We start from the raw sequence: 20079 nt of genomic DNA on the forward strand, positions 1-20079 counted from the left end.
TGCGGAGTGAAGGTCACAGTTGTCGAGGGTACCCAGCACGCGACCGCGAACCGCCGACGGGATCAGCCGCCCCGTCGAGCGCTTCGTACTCGCGACCCATGCGATCGATCCACCCTCAGTGTGGGTACAGCGGTGACGACCAGCGCGAACACCAGGCCGGCCGCGACCAGGAGCACCACGATTCGGCGATCCAACAGGGACGACCCCACCGCCCCGAAAGCGAGGACACCGACCCACAGATAGATCACCAGCACCACCCGGCGGTGCGAATGTCCGATCTGGAGCAGCCGATGGTGCAGATGCATCTTGTCGGGACTGAAGGGACTGCGCCCTGCTCGGGTGCGGCGGATGACAGCCAGCAGCAGGTCGAGGATCGGAATGAGCATCACGGCCCCGACCAGCAGCAGCGGCGACAGCAAACCCAACAGATCTCGTGGACCGTACGCCGTCAGCGGGATCCGCCCCGAGGCGCTCGTCGAGATCGTGGCCAGCGTCAGCCCGATGAGCATGGAGCCCGAATCTCCCATGAAGATGCGCGCGGGCTGAAAATTGTGCGGCAAGAACCCCAGGCACGCGCCCGCCAGCGCCGCTGCGATCAGCGCCGGTGGGTAGACGCCGACGTCGCCTCCCTGCTCTTGCAGCAGCCCCACCGAGAAGATGCAGATGGCCAGCGAGGAAATGAGCCCGAGACCGGCCGCCAGACCGTCGAGACCGTCGACGAAGTTCATCGCATTGACGATCACGACGGTGATCAGAACCGTCACCAGTCCGGCTTGCAGTTGATCGAGAACCAGGGTGCTGCCCGGCTGACCGGGCTCGCCTCCCCACGGCTGATACAAGACGACCCAACTGACACCCATGATCACCAGCACGCCCGCTGCCGTCACCTGGCCGACGAACTTGGTGAGGGCGTCCAGACCCCATCGGTCGTCGATGATGCCGACGAGCACGATCACGAAGCCCGCGACCAGCGCGGCCGGGATGTCGCGGTTGTAGGCGACGTCGAATCCACGTGCCAGAGCGGGCAGCTGCGACGCGAACAGCAGCGCAGCCAGCATGCCCACGTAGATGCCCACTCCCCCGAGCCTCGGGGTCGCCTGTACGTGGACGTCACGATCACGTGGAACGGCGACGGCCCCGAACTTGACGGCGGCTACGCGGACCCCGCCGGTGGCGAAGAACGTGACCACTGCGGCAGTGAGAAAGACCAGCAGCAGCTCGCGAATCGGAACACCTGCACCCAGGTTCGACTGAGCCAGCATTTCGACGCTCATGCGGCGCGGACAGGCATGTCAGGACGCTCCCGGGACCAGGCTTTCGGCGGTGACACCGAGAACCTCGGCAATCTTCTCGGTGGGGATTGCACCGACCCGCAGAATTCGAGCTAGATCGCTCGTCAGATCGATGATGGTCGACGCCACCGCGTGATCGGCCGGTCCCCCGTCCAGATAGACAGCGGCCGAGCCGCCCAGTTGTTCTCGTGCCTCCGTCACGGTGGTGGCGGGTGGACTGCCGGAGATGTTGGCGCTGGACACCGCGAGTGGGCCGACCTCGCGCAACAGCTCGAGTGCAACCGGGTGCAGCGGCATCCGCAACATGACGGTGCCCTGGGCGTCGCCCAGATCCCAGGCCAGGGATGGAGCCTGTTGCACGACGATGCTCAGTGCGCCGGGCCAGAAGGCACGAATGAGATCTCGGGTGCGTGGTCGGACGCTCTGGACCAGTCCGTCGATGGTGTTCCACGATCCGACGAGCACGGGCACGGGCATGTCGCGTCCCCTGCCCTTCGCGCGGAGCAGATCCGTGACGGCGCTGCCGTCGAATGCATCGGCGGCGATCCCGTACAGGGTGTCGGTAGGCATCACGACGAGTCGGCCGGACTTGAGGGCACCGCGGGCAGCGGTCAATCCGGCAGCGCGCGCGTCGGCTTCACGGCAGTCGTAGACGGTACTCACGGCACCTATCCTTCCACCTTCGATAACGAAGTGATGTCAGGTGTCGCCCGCCTGCCGTTCCCGTCGTCAGGCCGAGGCCGGATGTGCCCGTGCGGCGACGACGAACCGGGGCCTGCCCGCCAGATCCGGATGCGCGGTGACCTCGGTGAACACTCGTCGCCTGGACAGCAACGCTGCAACCTCGCTGCCATTGGAGTCGTCGTGTTCGATCGCGACGCCACCGCCGACCCGAAGCCAGCGGGCGATGTTGGCGATCATCGGTTCGATGACCGACAGTCCGTCCGCACCGCCGAACAGCGCCATGTGTGGATCGTGGTCGATCACCTCGGGATCGAGTTCTGCCCCCTCCGGGATGTAGGGCGGGTTGGCGACGATCATGTCGACTGCACCGTCGAGCTCGGTCAACAGGTCACGGGCCGTGACGTCGCCGTGGTGCAGTGCGATCGGGGTATCACCGAGGCCACTGCGCAGATCGGCATTGCGCCGGGCCCACGCCAATGCCGACGGGTCGAGTTCGACGGCATGGACGACGGCGTCGGGCCGAGCGTTTGCGATCGCCAGTGCCAATGCCCCCGAGCCCGTACACAGATCGAGAATCACCGGCGGGTGGTGGTCGACGTTTTCGAGGAACGCCAGAGCCCAGGCCAACAACAATTCGGTTTCCGGTCGGGGCACGAACACGCCCGGTCCTACTTCGACGTCGATGTTGCCCAGCGACGTGGTTCCCGTGATGTATTGCAGCGGAATGCGTTTCGCGCGTTGCTCGACGGTTCGGAAGTACGCCTCGACGAGCTCGGGTTCCACGAGCGGCACCAGACCGAGACGGCCGCGATCGACTCCGACGAGGTGTGCGGCGAGCAGCTCCGCATCGACCCGTGGGCTCGGCACACCGGCAGCATCGAGCATCGATGTTGCTTCGAGGATGGCCAGACGTAACGGCTTTCGGCTCACTCGTACAGACTGCCACGAGGCTCCGACAGCCCGGTCACAAGCGCCCCAGCAACTCCGACTTCTTGGCGTGGAACTCGTCGTCGGTCAGGAAGCCTTTCGCGTGCAGACCCGCCAGCGCCTCGATCGCCGCCGTGATGTCGGAGATGTCAACACCCGACGGGTTGCTCCGGAGCGATTGGTTCGAGGACGGTTCCGAGGACGACGCGTGCGCGTGGGTCGGCGAGGCGGATTGCGGTGCCGGCTGGTTCTGCGAATTCGTTCCACTCGACTGCTGGTCGACGCGAGGCAGGCTGCCGGCGGTGAACGTGCCGTACTGGCTGGTGAACTCCAGCGAGCCCGGTCCGCCGCCCTGCTGTTGCTGAACCCCGCCGATGGAGTGATCGAGAGTGTCGTACACGGCCAGTTCGCCGCCGACCGACACGGCGAGGCGTCGAGAACCCGGGAACACGGCGTACTGCGAGCCGTTCTGACCACCGCTCGAGCTCGGCGTACCGAGATCCGACGGCCACCACGATCCGCCGCCGAACGAGTTGCCACCGAACGAGCCGCTGCCGGTCTCTCTGGGTGGGTACACCTGATGCTGCGAGAGCACGGCAGACAGATCGCGGCAGAGGCCGTCGACCCGGCTCTTGAGTCCGTGATCGAACATGTTGCCCACCATGGTCATTCCGCCGCGCATCCATTGCCCACTGCCGCCGAGCTCGGGAATGTTGAACTGCGCCATGCTGCCGCGGCCGTTGTTGACGGCGTCGAGCATGGTGCGGACGGCGTCGGTCGAGACGCCGTAGCGCGCCGACAGCTCGGACACGGCGTTCTCGCCTGCGGGGGTCAGGGCCTGGTTCATCTCTGGTGTGCCTCTCGGGCGCTGTTACGGGGTCGAACCTGGCCGCCAGGGTAACGCACCGATCCGTGAATCAGCCCGGCGAAATCTGTAAAGCTTTGCGCCGCAGCTACTCTGCCTGCATGCGCGCATCGCGGTCTGCCTTGGCGAGCGCGTCGAGCAACGCATCCATTTCCCCGTCGAGCAGAGCGTCGAGGTTGTGTGCCTTGAAGCCGATGCGGTGATCGGTGATGCGGTTCTCGGGGTAGTTGTAGGTTCTGATCCGCTCCGAGCGGTCGACGGTACGCACCTGGCTGGCTCGACCGGCCGAGGCCTCTTCGTTGGCCGCTTCCTCCGCGGCCGCCTGTAGGCGAGCGGCGAGAACCTGCATCGCGCGCGCCTTGTTCTGCAGCTGCGAGCGCTCGTTCTGGCAGGTGACCACGATGCCCGTGGGCAGGTGCGTGAGCCGGACTGCGGAGTCGGTGGTGTTGACGCCCTGTCCACCCTTGCCCGACGAGCGGTACACGTCGATACGCAAGTCGGACTCGTCGATCTGTACCTCTTCGACTTCGTCCGGTTCGGGGTACACCAGGATGCCTGCCGCAGAGGTGTGTACACGCCCCTGCGATTCGGTCACCGGTACCCGTTGGACGCGGTGGACTCCGCCCTCGAACTTCAGCCGTGCCCAGACGCCGTCGAGGGGATCCTTGGTCTTGATCGACAACGTCGCGTCCTTGTACCCGCCAAGGTCGGAGACGTTCGCGTCGAGCACCTCCACGCGCCACCCGCGGCGTTCGGCATAGCGCACGTACATCCGTGCGAGATCGGCCGCGAAGAGCGCCGACTCCTCGCCGCCCTCACCCGACTTGACCTCCATCACGATGTCGTCGCCGTCGTGCGGATCGCGCGGTGCCAGCAGGTCGGTCAGAGTCTGCTCGAGCTGCAGCACCGTCGCTTCGAGGTCGGGAATCTCGGCCGCGAACGACGAATCGTCGGCCGCCAACTCCCGTGCGGCTTCGAGGTCGTCCTGCGCGGAGGTCAGCTTGGTGTGCGCGGACATGATGGGGGCCAGTTCGGCGAATCTCTTGCCTGCTCTGCGGGCCGCGGACGGATCGTTGTGCAGAGCCGGGTCGGCGAGTTGCTGCTCGAGTCCGGAGTGTTCGGCGAGGATGTCGTCGATGGCCGAAGGCTTGTCTGTTCTCGCCATGGTGGTGACTCACTCTCGAACGCGGGTGCAACTGAATGTGGACACAAAAAAGCCGACGCCCGTCCTGTGATGCACAGGACGGGCGTCGGCGAAACAGCTAGCTGTCTGCGTCGGCCTTCTTGCCGGCGCGCTTGCCGTAGCGAGCCTCGAAGCGAGCGACGCGGCCGCCGGTGTCGAGAATCTTCTGCTTGCCGGTGTAGAAGGGGTGGCACTGCGAGCAGACCTCGACGCTGATGCGCTCTTTGTCGGTGGTGCTTCGGGTCTCGAAAGTATTGCCGCAACCACAGACGACTGTCGTCAGTGTGTAGTCGGGGTGAATTCCTGCCTTCATGGTGTCCTTACCGTTCTCTCTAGTGGTCGCCGGGTCGTCTTCGCCGATCGAAGACGTGAACCGGAACCGGACTCGGCCGTTGATTATGCCAGAGCGTGCATCTGACCTGCTAATCGCCGGTACTTCTGTGCCGACAGATCCTTACAACGCGCGCACCTGTCGGCTTGTTCCCCGGACGCGACGTCCGGGGAACAACCGTCAGTCGTTCGCCCCGCCCGGCGCAGTCTTGGAGACTTCCATCAGGAACTCGAGGTTGTTCTTGCTCTTCTTCAAACGGTCGACCAGCAGGTCGATGGCCTGATGCGAGTCCAGTCCGGACAACACGCGGCGCAGCTTGTGCACGACGGCAGCCTCGTCGGGAGCAAGGAGCAGCTCGTCGTGGCGGGTGCTCGACGGGTTGATGTCCACTGCCGGGAACACGCGGCGTTCGGCGATCTTGCGATCGAGCTTGAGCTCGGCGTTACCGGTGCCCTTGAACTCTTCGAAGATCACGGTGTCACCGGTGGATCCGGTTTCGACCATGGCCGTGGCGATGATCGTCAACGATCCGCCGTGCTCGATGTTTCGAGCCGCACCGAGGAATCGCTTCGGCGGGTACAGCGCGGTCGAGTCGACACCACCGGACAGGATTCGGCCCGATGCGGGCGAGCTGTTGTTGTACGCACGTCCCAGACGAGTGATCGAGTCGAGCAGAACCACCACGTCCTGGCCGGCCTCGACCAGACGCTTGGCCCGCTCGATCGCCAACTCGGCCACCGCGGTGTGGTCGCCCGGCGGCCGGTCGAACGTCGAGGCGATGACCTCGCCCTTGACGGAGCGCTGCATGTCCGTCACTTCCTCGGGACGCTCGTCGACGAGGATGACCATCAGGTAGCACTCGGGGTTGTTGATCGCGATCGCGTTGGCGATGGCTTGCAGAACGCTCGTCTTACCTGCCTTGGGCGGGCTGACGATGAGTGCGCGCTGGCCCTTGCCGATCGGCATCACCAGGTCGATGATGCGCGTGGTCAGGATGTTCTGCTGCGTCTCGAGGCGCAGTCGCTGATTGGGGTACAGCGGGGTGAGCTTGCCAAATTCCGGACGCTTGCGCGCGGCCTCGACCTCTCCCCCGTTGACGGTGTCCAGTCGCACGAGCGGATTGAACTTCTGCCGCTGGCTCGACTGCTCACCTTCGCGTGCCACGCGAACCGCACCGGTGACCGCGTCGCCGCGTCGAAGGCCGTTCTTGCGGACGAGGTTCATGGAGACGTAGACGTCGTTCGGTCCGGCGAGGTAGCCGGAGGTCCGGACGAACGCGTAGTTGTCGAGAACGTCGAGAATGCCGGCTACCGGCTGAAGAACGTCGTCCTCGCGGATCTCGGTGTCGCGCTCGCGGCCACCGTCGTTGCCGTCGCCACGGTCGCGACCGCGACGGCGTTCGCGGAACCGACGTCCCCGACGTCCGCGGCCTTCGCCGTCGTCGTCCTGGTTGTTGTCGCGGTTGTCGCGCGGGCCGTTGTTGCGATCCTCGTTGCGGTTGTCGTTGCGACCGTCGCCCTGATTGCGATTGCGCCCGCCCTGATTGCGCCCGCCGCCGTCACGGTTGGAATTGTCCCGATCACCCTGATTGCGGTTTCCGTTGTCTCGGTTGCCGTTCTCGCGGTTGGAGCCGTCCCGGTCGCCTTGATTCCGGCTTCCGGAGTCACGGTTGGCGTTGTCGCGGTTGCCGTCGGCGTCACGCGGTTCGCGCTCCGACCCGTCCTGGCGGTTGCGTTCGCCGCGACTGCGACGGGGGCGCTCGGTGGCGGCGTTGTCCCCGGTCTCGTCCGACTTCTCGGCCTGCGGCGCTGCTGCAGCCGAATCGGCGGCCGCGGGAGCGGATCCGGCCGAATCGTTGCTGTCGTCGAGTGGCAGTTGATCGGGGGCACCTGCGCGGCGACCCGCGGCCCGACGGCCGCGGGTGCGGCGACCCGTCTCGGGGGCGGAATCGGCAGCATCGCCCGGTTGCGTCACGGGTGCGTCCGCGGACGGCGCTTCGGGAGTCGACTGCTTCGGTGCCGCCTCCACTGCAGGCCGATCTTCGACGGCAGGCGCGGATGCAGCGGCACGACGCGACCTCGGTGCGTCGGACTTCGGTGCATCGGATTTCGGCGCGTCCGACTTGGCCGGTGCACTGCCCGACTGACGCTCGGAGATCGCAGCGATCAGATCGCCCTTGCGCATGCCGGAAATGCTCTTGATGCCCAGTTCACCAGCGAGGCTGCGCAGCTCGGTGAGAACCATTCCGGACAGGCCTGCACGTCGGCGTGACGTTTCGGGCGCAGAGATAAGTTCCGTATCGGTCACGGAGGTCCTTTCCTTCCCTCGCTCGCTCGATGCGCAGCCGAGGGTTCGTTCCGCAGTTCGGCGTTCTGCCGAACTCGGATATTGCCGTTCATGTTCGACGCACTCCGTCGACGACACCATCGATCCTCGACCGCAGAGAACCACGGGGAGGATCGAGTCAGGAGCGTCACATCACTCGGACGTTTGAATCCCCCGAATACAGCGACCTGATTGCCCTGACGAAACCGGCGTCTGAAGCGCACGATGTACGGACAGGGTTCACCATAGCGCCGTTGTCCCCACTCGGCAAGAACCCTACTCGGTGTTCGTCACGCGACGGTGACTCCGTCGGCCACGTCGAGGTCGAGCACTCGCCACCCCTCGGCCGACGCGGCCTCGCGCAGATCGGCCGGAAACTCGTCGGTGCACAGCGCCATGACCGTCGGGCCCGCGCCGGACACCACGGCTGCGATGGACCGCGCGCGCAAGGTGGCGATCCAGCGCGTGGTGTCTGGCAGCGCCTGAGCACGCTGACCTTGATGCAGCAGGTCCTCCGTCGCGGACATCAACAGATCCGGACGCTCGGTCAGCGCCACCACCGCGAGTGCACTTCGGCTGACATTGAAGGCCGCGTCGCGATGGGGCACCAACTCGGGCAACAGTCCCCGGGTGTGCGACGTCGACGAGCGCTCGGACGGTACGAGCACGACGACCTTGATGCTCGGGTGCACCTCGAGCCGAACGGCCGCGTACTTGCGCGCCGTCACACTGGCATTGGGCGGTTCGCTCCACGACACGACCGCACCGCCGAGGCAACTCGCGGACGCGTTGTCGGGATGACCCTCGAATTCCGACGACAGCTGGACGAGCTGGCCCTCCGACAGCGCGAGCGACCGATCCACCTTCGCAGCCAGCGCATTGGCAGCCGCCAGGCCCCCGACCACAGCCGACGCCGAGGATCCGAGCCCCCTCGAATGGGGAATTGCGTTGCGGCAGTGCACATCCAGGCCGTCGGCCCACACTCCGGCCGCTTCGAGTCCCCGCTCGATGGCGCGCACCACCAGATGCGTCGGGCCCCACGGCACGTCCGCCGAACCTTCACCGTCGACGTGAATCCGAAGTCCCGACGCGGTGGTCTTGACCTCGATCTCGTCGTACAGCCCCAAAGCGATTCCGAGACTGTCGAATCCGGGCCCGATGTTGGCACTCGACGCCGGGACGCGCGCGGTGACCGTCAGCCCGATGGGCAGTGTCGTCGTCATGGCCGGAGATTCCGTCAACTCAGGCCAGCTCGAGCGCAGCCGCGACAGCGACGGGATCGACCGAAATCGGCTCTACGACAGGCATTCCCGACAGCGCAGTGTCGGGATCCTTGAGGCCGTTTCCGGTGACCGTGCACACGACGGTCAGGCCCGGCTCCAGCCAGCCTTCCTTTCGAGCTGCCAGGAGTCCGGCGACACTGGCCGCGGAGGCGGGCTCGACGAACACACCTTCGGTCTTCGCGATCAACCGGTACGCCTCGAGGATCTCCTCGTCGGTCGCCGCGCGGAATGCTCCGTTCGACTCTTCCTTGGCATTGACGGCACCGTTCCAGGACGCGGGCGAACCGATCCGGATTGCGGTGGCGATCGTTTCCGGATCCTTCACCGGCGCACCGTGAACCAGAGGAGCCGCGCCCGCGGCCTGGACTCCGAGCATCCGCGGCTTGCGCGTGGTGAGACCGTCACGGAAGTACTCCGAGTAGCCACGCCAGTACGCGGTGATGTTTCCCGCGTTGCCGACCGGCAGTGCGTGGATGTCCGGTGCGTCGCCGAGGGCGTCGCAGATCTCGAAGGCTGCGGTCTTCTGCCCTTCGATGCGGACGGGGTTGACGGAGTTGACCAAGCCGATGGTCGGGAACTCGGCCGTCGTCTTGCGGGCCAGTTCGAGGCAATCGTCGAAGTTGCCCTGCACCTGGATGATCTTGGCTCCGTGCATGACTGCCTGAGCGAGCTTGCCCATGGCGATCTTGCCCTGCGGAACCAGTACGGCACAGCTCATTCCGGCCTTGGCCGCGTACGCTGCCGCGGAGGCCGAGGTGTTGCCGGTAGAGGCGCAGAGAACGGCTTCCTGGCCTCGGGCGAGCGCGTCGGTGACGGCCATGGTCATCCCTCGGTCCTTGAAGGAACCGGTGGGGTTGAGACCCTCGACCTTCAGATGCACTGTGCACCCGGTCAGTTCGGACAGGTGCCCGGCAGGCAACAACGGCGTTCCGCCCTCGCGCAGCGTGACGGTCTTCCAATCCGGGCCGATCGCCAGACGGGAGCGGTATGCCTCGATCAGACCGGGCCAGGGGGTGTGGACGCTCATACGGTGGTGCCTTCCAATCGGAGAACGCTGGCGACGTTGACGACGACGTCGAGCTGCTCGAGGGATGCAACGGTGTCGGACAGTGCGGAATCGGCCGCGAGGTGCGTGACGACGACGAGCCTGGCTCCGTCACCCGAGCCCTGCTGACGCACCGTGGAAATGCTGACGTCGCGTTTGGAGAACTCGGCCGCCACCGTGGCGAGAACACCTGGCTTGTCTGCGACCTGCATGCTGACGTAGTAGCGAGTGAGGATGTCACCCATGGGGGCCACCTTGAGCTTGGCGTACTTGGATTCGAGTGGGCCCCGTCCGCCGTAGAACTTGTTGCGAGCGGCCATCACCAGGTCGCCGAGTACCGCGGACGCGGTCGGCGCACCGCCTGCACCCTGGCCGTAGAACATCAGGCGGCCGGCCGCCTCCGCTTCGACGACCACGGCGTTGAACGCACCGTTCACCGCTGCCAACGGGTGGTTCAGCGGAACGAGCGCTGGGTAGACCCGAGCGGAGATTCGCTCCTTGCCCTTGGGCGTGACGATTCGCTCGCAGATGGCCAGCAGTTTGATGGTGCAGTCCAGGGATTTCGCGGTCTCGAGATCGTCCGCGGTGATCTTGCTGATGCCCTCGCGGTAGACGTCACCGGCCGTGACCCGCGTGTGGAACGCGATGGACGCCAGGATGGCGGCCTTCGATGCAGCGTCGTAGCCTTCGACGTCGGCGGTCGGGTCGGCCTCGGCGTAGCCCAGACGCCCTGCCTCGGCGAGGGTCTCGGCGTAGTCCGCTCCGGTCTCGTCCATGGCCGAGAGAATGAAGTTGGTGGTGCCGTTGACGATGCCGGCGACCTTGTTCACGCGGTCACCTGCGAGTGACTGCATCAGCGGGCGAACCACGGGAATCGCTCCGGCCACGGCGGCCTCGAAATACAGGTCGGCGCGCGACTTCTCGGCCGCGTCGGCCAGTTCTCCGGTGTACTCGGCCAGCAGGGCCTTGTTGGCCGTGATGACGGACTTACCCTTCTCCAGGGCAGAGAGCACCAGCTTGCGGGGAATGTCGATTCCACCGAGCACCTCGACGACGATGTCGACGTCGTCGCGGCCGACGAGTTCGGCCGGATCGTCGGTGAGCAGCTCGGGCGGAACTCCACGATCACCGTCGACCCGACGCACAGCGATGCCCCGAATCTCGAGTGGCGCACCGATTCTCGCCTCGAAGTCCTCGGCGTTCTCGGTGAGGATTCGAACGACCTCGCTGCCGACGTTTCCGAGTCCGAGTACGGCGACGCCTATCGGCTTCGATGTCATGGCTGAACCTCCAAGCTGAGCAGATCTTCGATGGTTTCCCGCCGCAGGATCAGGCGCGAATGCCCGTCCTTGACCGCAACCACAGCGGGCCGCGTCAGCAGGTTGTAGCGACTGGACATGGAGTAGCAGTAGGCCCCGGTGGCCGCTACCGCGAGCAGGTCACCCGGGCCGACGTCCGCCGGCATCCACGTGTTCTTGATGACGATGTCGCCACTCTCACAATGCTTTCCGACCACCCGAGCCACGAGCGCCTCGGCTTCGCTCGTGCGCGAGACCAGCCGGCAATCGTATTCGGCCTGGTACAGCGAGGTTCGGATGTTGTCGCTCATGCCGCCGTCGACGCTGATGTAGCGCCTGCGCGTCGTCTTGTCGACGGTGACGTCCTTGATGGTGCCGACCTCGTAGAGCGTGACGGTGCCCGGTCCGGCGATGGCGCGGCCGGGTTCGACGGCGATCGTCGGGACAGGCAGTCCCACCGCGGCGGATTCCGTCTCGACGATGGCGGTCAACTTCGCCGCGAGCTGCTCCACCGGCGGCGGGTCGTCGGTCGGCACGTACGAAATGCCCATGCCACCACCGAGATCCAGCGTCGAGATCTGGGAGGTCTTGTCGACGCCGAACTCCGAGATGATGTCTCGGAGCAGCCCGATGACCTTGTGCGCTGCCAGCTCGAAGCCGTCGACCTCGAATATCTGCGAACCGATGTGACTGTGCAGTCCCACGAGGCGAAGGTTGTCGGCAGCGAACACGCGCCGGACGGCGTCGAGCGCCGAGCCGTCGGCGAGCGAGAAGCCGAACTTCTGGTCCTCGTGCGCGGTAGCGATGAACTCGTGCGTATGCGCTTCGACACCGACGGTGATGCGGATCAGCACGTCCTGCACCACACCGGCCGCTCCGGCGACGTCGTCGAGTCGATCGATCTCGATGTTGGAGTCGAGTACCACATGTTCGACGCCTGCGCGCACGCCCGCCTCGAGCTCGACGACCGATTTGTTGTTGCCGTGCATGGCAATTCGATCGGCCGGGAATCCGGCAGCCAACGCGATGGCCAACTCTCCCCCGGAGCAGATGTCGAGCGAGAGTCCTTCGTCGGCCACCCAACGTGCGATCTCTCCGCACAGGAAAGCCTTGGAGGCGTAGTGAACTCGTTCGGGTGCCCCGAACGCTGCCGCCATTTCACGGCAGCGCGAACGGAAGTCGTCTTCGTCGACGACGAACAACGGTGTGCCGTACTGCTCTGCGAGCTCGGTGACCGACACTCCGGCGAGACGGACGGTGCCGTCCTCACCGCGCTCGGCGTTGCGGGGCCACACCTGCTCGGGCAGCGTCGTCATCTCCGACGCGTCGGCCGGGCGATGGGACATCGACTCTTTCGCGGGGGAATCGGCATGTTTGGGTCCTGCCGGATGTGCGCTCACATGCGCTCCGGTGCGCTGACGCCGAGCAGTTCGAGGCCGTTGGCCAGGACCTGCCGGGTCGCGTTCCCCAACGCCAGTCGTGCGGTGTTCACAGGTCCGGACTCCTCGTCTCCTTGTGGAAGTACTCGACACGCACCGTAGAAGCGGTGGTACGCCCCCGCCAGCTCCTCGAGGTAGCGGGCGATCCGGTGTGGTTCGCGTAGTTCGGCGGCGCTGGCCACCACTCGTGGATACTCGCCGATCGTCCTGATCAACTCGCCTTCCTGCTCATGGGTGAGCAGGCTCAGATCCGGCTGCTGAGCGCTGATTCCCAGTTCGGCGGCATTGCGTGCGAGCGAGGCAAGGCGGGCGTGGGCATACTGGACGTAGTACACCGGGTTCTCGTTGCTCGCGCTCGCCCACAGCGCGAGGTCGATGTCGATGCTCGAGTCGACGGACGAACGGATCATCACGTACCGGGAAGCATCGACGCCGATGGCTTCGACCAGGTCGTCGAGGGTGATGACGGTTCCGGCACGCTTGCTCATCTTCACGGCCACGCCGTCGCGGACGAGGTTGACCATCTGGCCGATGAGCACCTCGACGGTCTCGGGGTCGTCTCCGAACGCAGCCGCGGCCGCCTTGAGCCGTCCGATGTACCCGTGGTGGTCTGCTCCGAGCATGTAGATGCACAGGTCGAAGCCGCGCTGCCGCTTGTTCTGGAAGTAGGCGATGTCGCCGGCGATGTAGGCGGCGTTGCCGTCGCTCTTGATGACGACGCGATCCTTGTCGTCACCGAAGTCGGTGGACCGCAGCCACCAGGCCCCGTCCTTCTCGTAGAGGCTCCCCGAGGTCTTGAGGTATTCGACCGACTTGTCGACGGCCCCGGACTCGAAGAGCGAGTTCTCGTGGAAGTAGACGTCGAAGTCGACACCGAACTCGTGCAGGTTCGCCTTGATCCGATCGAACATCAGCTCGGTGCCGATGGACCGGAACGCCTCCTCCCTGGCCTCGGTGTCCAGTGCGAGCGCGTCGGGTCGCTCGGCCAGCACGTGCGCTGCGATGTCGGCGATGTACTCACCCGCGTAGCCGTTGTCGGGTGCAGGCTCACCCTTCGCTGCGGCGATGAGCGAGTGAGTGAAGCGCGCGATCTGAGCGCCGTGATCGTTGAAGAAGTACTCGCGGGTGACCTCTGCTCCGTGGGCGGTCAGGATGCGGCCGAGTGCATCGCCGACGGCGGCCCACCGGGTACCACCGAGGTGCACCGGGCCGGTCGGGTTGGCCGAAACGAACTCGAGGTTGACCTTCTTGCCTGCCATCGTGGAACCGTTGCCGAATGCCGCACCTGCGGCGAGTACGCGGGCGACGATCTCGCCCTGCGCTGCGGCGGCCAGCCTGATGTTCAGGAATCCGGGCCCTGCGACGTCGGCATCGGCGATGGCGGCGTCGGCGGCGAGAGCCTCGGCGAGCCAGCCGGCGAAGTCGCGGGGATTGGCTCCGGCCTTCTTCGCGACCTGCAGTGCCACGTTGGTTGCGTAGTCGCCGTGCTCGGGATTTCGGGGACGCTCGACGGTCAGCTTCGCAGGCAGGACGGATGCATCCAGGCCGCGGTCGGCAAGCACCTTCGCGGCGGTCGCGTGAAGCAGTTCGGCAAGATCGGCGGGAGTCACAGGTAGCTATCCTATTGGCTGGTGCGCGGCGTCCTCGCATCCACTGCCCGTCTGCCCGCGAGCAGCCTCGGCCGACGCGGTCCGCGCAGGCTCTGAGCACGCTCTCAGGCAGAGAACGTACAGTGAGGACGCTCTGCGCCGACGCTCATCCAATGATGCCGTCACCAGCAGATACGTAGCACCAGCGCAACCGACCACCACCTTTCCTCGACTGAGAGAGCAACTACAGCGATGCCAACGGGTCCCGACAAAGGCAGTCAGAACAAGTCGGCTGCGAAGGCAGACAAAGCCATCAATGCAGCCAACAAGAAGTCAGCTCGCAAGAAGAAGGGCGGTGTGCCCACCGCCACGGGCAGGCAGATTCCCTGGCTGACGGTTGCCGGTGTCGTCGTTGTCGTCGGTCTCGTAGCGGGCCTCGGGATCAATCTGTATCCGAAGTACCAGGACCGAGCCGAGGCGCAGAAGTTCGCACCCAGCGAGGCCAATCAGGATCCGTCGACGGGCATCGAGGGTGTGACCGTGCAGGAGTACCCCGCGGCTCTACACGTCGGGCGCACGCAGCGGGTCGCCTACGACCAGTCGCCGCCGTTCGGTGGACCGCACGATGCCGTGTGGGCCACCTGCACGGGAATCGTCTATCCCGAGGCCATTCGCACCGAGAATGCCGTGCACTCCCTCGAACACGGTGCCGTCTGGGTCACCTACAACCCCGACGATCTGAACGCGGACCAGATCCAGTCGCTGGCCGATCGCGTCGACGGTGAAACGCAGATGATGATGTCGCCGTACCCCGGCCTCGACTCCCCGGTCTCGCTGCAGTCGTGGGGCCACCAGCTCAAGCTGGACAGCGTGGACGACGAACGCATCGGACAGTTCATCTCTGCACTTCGACTCAATCGCTTCGCCTACCCGGAGGTCGGTGCCAGCTGCGCGTCCGTCCCGAACACCAGCGGTGACGGCTTCGATCCCGACAACCCGCCGCTGTTCGATGCCTCCGCTCCCGGCGCGGACGCGGTGCCGATGGACGGTGCCGGGATCACTCCCGACGCCAGCGAGGCCGGTGGCGCCGGCGGGATGCAGCTGCCCAGCGATCTCCAGATCCCCGCGAACTGATGACCGCACCGACACCGACCGAGAATGCGGAGGCCACCACGTCCTCGACCAAGCCGAGCCAGCGCACCGCGCTGGTGGCCCTTGCGCTGATAGCCGTCCTCGCGATCGGCTTCGCCGTGGGCTTCCTGGTGCAGAGTCCACTGGGCGGCGACGACAGTGCACCGGCCGCGGACTCGGTCGATGTCGGCTTTGCTCAGGACATGACCGTGCACCACAACCAGGCCATCGAGATGGCCGCGGTGGCGCTGACCAACGCCTCCGATCAGGCCGTCAAGAACCTGGCGTTCGACATGCTGACCTCGCAGCAGAACCAGGTGGGACAGATGCAGGGCTGGTTGGCCCTGTGGGATCGAGCACCGATCTCGACCGACGGCTACATGACCTGGATGGCCGAGGACGACTCGCACGGTCACTCGATGGGCGGGATGTCCATGGATCCCGGATCCTCTGACCCCACCCGCGCCATGCCGGGAATGGCCAGTTCGGCCGAACTCGCCGCGCTTCGCCAAGCCACCGGCTCGGACGTCGACGTGATGTTCCTCCAGCTCATGTTGCGCCACCACGAGGGCGGCCTGGCGATGATGGAGTACGCGCAGACGCACGCGCAGTCACCTGCGGTGATCAATCTGGCGAAGTCCATGGTTGCCACCCAGACCAGCGAGTCGACGCTGATGAAGCAGATGCTCGCCGAGAAGGGTGCGCAGCCGCTGCCCGAGGGGTGATTTCGACTCGCGTCCCGGATGCGCTAGTCTTTCGTACAGCCCAACAGGCACACCGGTTCGCCGGTGCGCCCCCGTAGCTCAGGGGATAGAGCGTTCGCCTCCGGAGCGAAAGGCCGCAGGTTCGAATCCTGCCGGGGGCACACATCTTTCACGCAGTTCACTGTCGTACGGTGGCTGCTCGAACGAGACGGTGGACTTCGATGTCCGAGGATCTCCCCCACATCGACACCGTCGTCGACGATCTGTATTCGCTCCCTCCCACCGATTTCGTCTCGCACCGCACCGCATACGTTTCCCGCTTCAAGAAGGCCGGCGACAAAGCCGGTGCCACCCGCATCGGTGCCCTCCGCAAGCCCACGGTCGTGGCGTGGTTGGTGAACACACTCGCTCGGCGAGACGAATCGGCTCTGGCCGAACTGTTCGATCTGGGCGAGCAACTCGAACGAGCCCAGCAGCGCGGCGACGGCCCCCGGCTGCGTGAATTGTCCACTGCTCGAAGCACTTCGATACGCGCCCTGACCGATCGTGCAGTCTCGCTGGGACGCGAGACCGGGACCACCGTCGGCGACAACGCTGCCCGCGAGATCTCCAACACCCTGAACGCAGCGATGGCCGATGCCGAGATACGCGACCGCGTGCGTGCCGGCCGAACCGTAGTGGCCGAAACGTACAGCGGCTTCGGACCTGCGCTGCTGTCCCTCGTTCCCGACCCGCCCGACGAGAATGACGGTGCCGAGTCCGACGAGTCCGACTCGCCGTCTTCGGAGATCGAGGACGACCGGCAGGAAGCGGACGAAGCCGAACGGAACCGGCTGCTCGCCGAACTCGAATCGGCCGAATCCGATCTCGATGCCGCACGAACCGAAGCCGAGGACGCCCGGGCCGACACCGAACGAACGGCGTCCGAATTACGCGGTGCCGCAGCGGAAGTAGAGCGAATCGAGGCCGAGTTGGAGGCCGCCAGGGCCACAGCGCAGGCCGCGCGAGAAGCAAACGAGGCCAGTGTCCTGCAGGCGGAGTCGACGGCGGAGGTACTCGACGCGGCCCGCGCTCGCGTCGCCGAAGCCCAGTCCGCCCTCGAGGAACTGAGCTGACCTACCCTGACGGGGTGACCACACGCTGGCAGGCCGAGAACTCCGCAGACGATTCCGCACGCTACATCGAGCGTTTCGACCGCCTGGCCGAGCGCGGCGTGGATCTGCACGGCGAGGCCCGCATGGTCGACGCGGTGGTCTCTCCCGCGTCGAGCATTCTCGATGCCGGATGCGGTACCGGCCGACTCGGCGCGGAGTTGGCCCGACGCGGACACCGGGTGACCGCAGTGGATCTCGATCCGGTTCTGGCCGAGGCAGCGCGCGCACATTCCGAACTCGACGTACACGTTGCCGATCTGACGACGCTGGATCTCGGCCGGATCTTCGACGCGGCCGTGGCCGCGGGCAACGTACTGGTCTTCATGAAACCCGGAACCGAACGCGCAGCGCTCGAACGCATCTGGGCACACCTGACCGACGGCGGGGTGTTCGTCGCCGGATTCGCGACCGATCGGGAGTACACCGTCGACATGCTCGACGCGGATCTGGTGGCGGCCGGCTTCGTCCTCGAACACAGATTCGCGACCTGGGATCTGCGGCCCTGGCACGACGACGCGGACTGGGCCGTCACCGTGGCACGCAAGCCCGCTCTGCTGGCCTGAGGCGAAACGAATCGAGACCGACCATTGCTGGTCGGCCTCGATCGAACAGAGCGAGCGACGGGATTCGAACCCGTGTGAACGGCTTTGCAGACCGGTGCCTAGCCACTCGGCCACACCCGCATCACCGATGACGATGCCGTATCGAGTGGGCGCGGCCCACAGTTTCGATCGCCGTGATTCGAACCCCGAGGGTTGGCTCGGACGCCCAGGGGAAGACTGTGCGTCATGAAGGAACACATAGCGAAGCTGCGGGAATCGTTCTGGTTCATCCCTGCCGTCCTCGGAGTTGTCGCACTCGTGCTCGCGCAGGCTCTGGTGAGTCTCGATCGCTACCTGCTGGACACCCGCGTGGATCTGACGGGCTCGCTGCTCTATCACGTGGGTGCCAGTGGCAGCCGCGACATCCTCGGTGCCATCGGCGGGTCCATGCTCGGCGTCGCCGCGACGTCGTTCTCCATCACCATCTCGGTGCTCGCCACCGCCAGTTCCTCGTACGGTCCCCGCCTGGTGCGCAACTTCATGGCCGATCGCGGCAACCAGGTGGTGCTCGGAATCTTCGGTGCCACGTTCCTGTACTCGCTGATGGTGCTGCGGTCGATTCGCTCGATCGAATCCGATGGGTCGGTCTTCGTTCCGGACATCGCCGTCAACGTTGCCGTTGCGCTCGCGGTGGTCGACGTGGGTGTGCTCGTCTACTTCATCCATCACATCGCGCAGTCGATCCAGGTGGCGACGCTGTCCGCCCGCGTCCGGGACGAACTGTCCGAGTCCGTCGACGCGCTCTACCCACGCGAGCAGCCCACCGATGCGGCATCGGCGGAGGGCGTCGTCAAGCCGCCCGTCTACACGACGGTGTTGGCCGAGGAGTCCGGGGTGATCATCGACATCGACGAAAACGGCTTGTTGGACATCGCTGCCGACACCGACACGTTGATCGACATTCATCGAGTACCCGGTGACCATGTCGTTGCCGGTGAACCGCTCGCCGACGTCCTGGCAGATCGCTCGGCAGACATCTCGGCGGACGCGATCGGACGAGTTCGAGGGTCGTTCGACATCGGCACCAGTCGAACACCCCGACACGACATCGCTTTCGCCGTCGAGCAGATGACCGAAATGGCGGTACGCGCTCTGTCGACGGGGGTCAACGATCCGTACACGGCACGCAATGCCATCGACGATCTCACGGTCGGGCTCGTCGCAGTCGTCCAGCGCCCCATGCCCTCTCGTGCTCGTCGCGGCTCCGACGGCACCGTGCGGGTGATCACCCGCCGCGTTGCCGTTCCGTCGTTGATCGACCATGCCCTCGATGCCGTGCGGATCTACGGCACCGGCAGCCCCATGGTGGTGCAGGCAGGCATACGTCTGGCCGAACGAGTGGGTCGCGCGGCACAGTCCTCCGAGAACGTCGATGCCGTACTGACCCAGCTGGACCTGCTGGACCGCGCGCTGGCATCCGGCGACACCGACACCGCCCGCACAGCCGAAGCCCGAGAGCGGATCTCGCTCGCCCGCGTGGCGATCACGGATCGAGTTCCGCTCGCAGTACCTCGCGTCGTGATTCGGTAGACGCCGCAAGCGGGCACCGTGGGAGGATGGTCGGTATGCCAGCACCGTCCCCGCTTCCCCTCGATCCCATTGCAGAGGCACACCGCCAGTGGACCAAGCACGGCTGGTCCGAGGCCGCCGACGGTATGGCCGCAGTGACGTCGTTGATGCGTGCGCAGCAGATCATGCTGGCACGGGTCGAGGAAGCGTTGAAGCCGACGGGGCTGACCTTTTCGCGCTACGAATTGCTGACGTTGTTGACCTTCACCAAGAACGGCGCTCTTCCGATGGCGAAGGCGAGCGCACGTCTGCAGGTGCATCCCACGAGCGTGACCAACGCTGTCGATAGGCTCGAGTCGGTGGGATACGTTCGACGCATCCCGCATCCGAGCGATCGGCGCACCACGCTGGTCGAAATCACCGAGCAGGGACGCACGTTGGCGGTCGAGGCCACCGAGCGCCTGAACTCACTGGTGTTCGCACGCCCCGGGCTGGCGCGTGACAAGTTGATGGCGCTCGTTCGGATCCTGGCGGAACTGCGTTCGGATGCAGGCGATTTCGACAGTGATGACATAACCACATCGTTCTGAGTTCGATGGTGACTCGTCACAAGACAATGGCACACCCGTACCGTTCGTGGTCCAATTGCACTGGGAACAGGGCGGAGTCGATCTGCTGAAGGGCGGGGCGGGGTGCTGGTGTTGGGGCAGCTCGACCC

18 protein-coding genes and 2 tRNA genes are annotated in these 20079 nt (G+C 65.8%); 7 read left to right on the top strand and 13 right to left on the bottom strand.

The features are described from left to right. Positions 1–62: 62 nt before the first annotated feature. The 12 genes from CH273_RS17755 to argS all read right to left on the bottom strand — a co-directional run bounded on the left by CH273_RS17755 (position 63) and on the right by argS (position 14282). On the bottom strand, positions 63–1274 hold the full coding sequence (locus tag CH273_RS17755) for a glycosyltransferase family 4 protein (RefSeq protein ID WP_032393518.1): 1212 nt from the start codon (positions 1272–1274) through the stop codon (positions 63–65). A gap of 18 nt (positions 1275–1292) precedes the next feature. After that, a complete protein-coding gene (locus CH273_RS17760; RefSeq protein WP_032393517.1) occupies positions 1293–1955 on the bottom strand; it encodes an L-threonylcarbamoyladenylate synthase in 663 nt (220 codons plus the stop codon). A 66-nt stretch (positions 1956–2021) separates the two neighbouring features. Beyond that, the gene (gene prmC / locus CH273_RS17765; protein ID WP_032393516.1) at positions 2022–2906 is read right to left on the bottom strand and encodes a peptide chain release factor N(5)-glutamine methyltransferase; all 885 of its coding nucleotides are present in this window, start codon (positions 2904–2906) and stop codon (positions 2022–2024) included. A 34-nt stretch (positions 2907–2940) separates the two neighbouring features. Continuing rightward, positions 2941–3750 (bottom strand): SHOCT domain-containing protein, encoded by an 810-nt coding sequence (locus CH273_RS17770; RefSeq protein WP_032393515.1) that lies wholly within the window; start codon positions 3748–3750, stop codon positions 2941–2943. 106 nt (positions 3751–3856) lie between these two features. Continuing rightward, positions 3857–4933: a peptide chain release factor 1 gene (gene prfA / locus CH273_RS17775; RefSeq protein ID WP_032393514.1), complete on the bottom strand. Its 1077-nt coding sequence runs from the start codon at positions 4931–4933 to the stop codon at positions 3857–3859. Positions 4934–5030: 97 nt separating this feature from the next. Beyond that, entirely contained in the window at positions 5031–5264 is a 234-nt protein-coding gene (gene rpmE / locus CH273_RS17780) for a 50S ribosomal protein L31 (protein WP_008715081.1), read from the bottom strand. Positions 5265–5462: 198 nt separating this feature from the next. Continuing rightward, entirely contained in the window at positions 5463–7526 is a 2064-nt protein-coding gene (rho, locus tag CH273_RS17785) for a transcription termination factor Rho (RefSeq protein ID WP_032393513.1), read from the bottom strand. 371 nt (positions 7527–7897) lie between these two features. Further along, complete coding sequence (gene thrB / locus CH273_RS17790) at positions 7898–8830, bottom strand: homoserine kinase (RefSeq protein ID WP_032393512.1); 933 nt, start codon at positions 8828–8830, stop codon at positions 7898–7900. A 19-nt stretch (positions 8831–8849) separates the two neighbouring features. Continuing rightward, positions 8850–9917, bottom strand: a complete 1068-nt coding sequence (thrC, locus tag CH273_RS17795) for a threonine synthase (protein WP_027497914.1) — start codon at positions 9915–9917, stop codon at positions 8850–8852. Further along, positions 9914–11215, bottom strand: coding sequence for a homoserine dehydrogenase (locus CH273_RS17800; RefSeq protein WP_032393511.1), 1302 nt, complete (start codon positions 11213–11215; stop codon positions 9914–9916). Before CH273_RS17800 ends, thrC begins: the two co-directional genes overlap by 4 nt. Then, positions 11212–12633 carry a diaminopimelate decarboxylase gene (gene lysA, locus CH273_RS17805; protein WP_032393510.1) on the bottom strand — a complete coding sequence of 474 codons (1422 nt, stop codon included), beginning with the start codon at positions 12631–12633 and terminating at the stop codon, positions 11212–11214. Before lysA ends, CH273_RS17800 begins: the two co-directional genes overlap by 4 nt. Next, positions 12630–14282, bottom strand: a complete 1653-nt coding sequence (gene argS, locus CH273_RS17810) for an arginine--tRNA ligase (RefSeq protein WP_032393509.1) — start codon at positions 14280–14282, stop codon at positions 12630–12632. The genes lysA and argS overlap by 4 nt, the downstream gene beginning before the upstream one ends. Before the next feature lie 231 nt (positions 14283–14513). Here argS and CH273_RS17815 point away from each other — a divergent pair, with 231 nt between their 5' ends. The 5 genes from CH273_RS17815 (at position 14514) to CH273_RS17835 (ending at position 17813) form a co-directional block, all read left to right on the top strand. Further along, the gene (locus tag CH273_RS17815) at positions 14514–15395 is read left to right on the top strand and encodes a DUF3105 domain-containing protein (RefSeq protein ID WP_032393508.1); all 882 of its coding nucleotides are present in this window, start codon (positions 14514–14516) and stop codon (positions 15393–15395) included. Beyond that, the gene (locus tag CH273_RS17820) at positions 15395–16117 is read left to right on the top strand and encodes a DUF305 domain-containing protein (RefSeq protein ID WP_032393507.1); all 723 of its coding nucleotides are present in this window, start codon (positions 15395–15397) and stop codon (positions 16115–16117) included. The genes CH273_RS17815 and CH273_RS17820 overlap by 1 nt, the downstream gene beginning before the upstream one ends. 67 nt (positions 16118–16184) lie before the next feature. Continuing rightward, a tRNA-Arg gene (locus CH273_RS17825) sits at positions 16185–16257 on the top strand. Between the two features lie 60 nt (positions 16258–16317). Then, complete coding sequence (locus tag CH273_RS17830) at positions 16318–17211, top strand: hypothetical protein (protein WP_032393506.1); 894 nt, start codon at positions 16318–16320, stop codon at positions 17209–17211. 14 nt (positions 17212–17225) lie between these two features. Then, complete coding sequence (locus CH273_RS17835) at positions 17226–17813, top strand: class I SAM-dependent DNA methyltransferase (RefSeq protein ID WP_052049159.1); 588 nt, start codon at positions 17226–17228, stop codon at positions 17811–17813. A gap of 49 nt (positions 17814–17862) precedes the next feature. Here CH273_RS17835 and CH273_RS17840 read toward each other — a convergent pair. Next, positions 17863–17933 (bottom strand) — tRNA-Cys (locus CH273_RS17840). Between the two features lie 105 nt (positions 17934–18038). On the opposite strand from CH273_RS17840, the gene CH273_RS17845 reads away from it, so the two are divergent. Continuing rightward, a complete protein-coding gene (locus CH273_RS17845) occupies positions 18039–19382 on the top strand; it encodes a DUF2254 domain-containing protein (protein WP_052049158.1) in 1344 nt (447 codons plus the stop codon). Between the two features lie 35 nt (positions 19383–19417). Then, a complete protein-coding gene (locus CH273_RS17850) occupies positions 19418–19951 on the top strand; it encodes a MarR family winged helix-turn-helix transcriptional regulator (protein WP_032393535.1) in 534 nt (177 codons plus the stop codon). Positions 19952–20079: the final 128 nt, after the last annotated feature.

Origin of the sequence: Rhodococcus sp. 05-339-2, assembly GCF_002258965.1 — a bacterium.
In the GTDB taxonomy this organism is placed as follows: Bacteria; Actinomycetota; Actinomycetes; order Mycobacteriales; family Mycobacteriaceae; genus Rhodococcoides.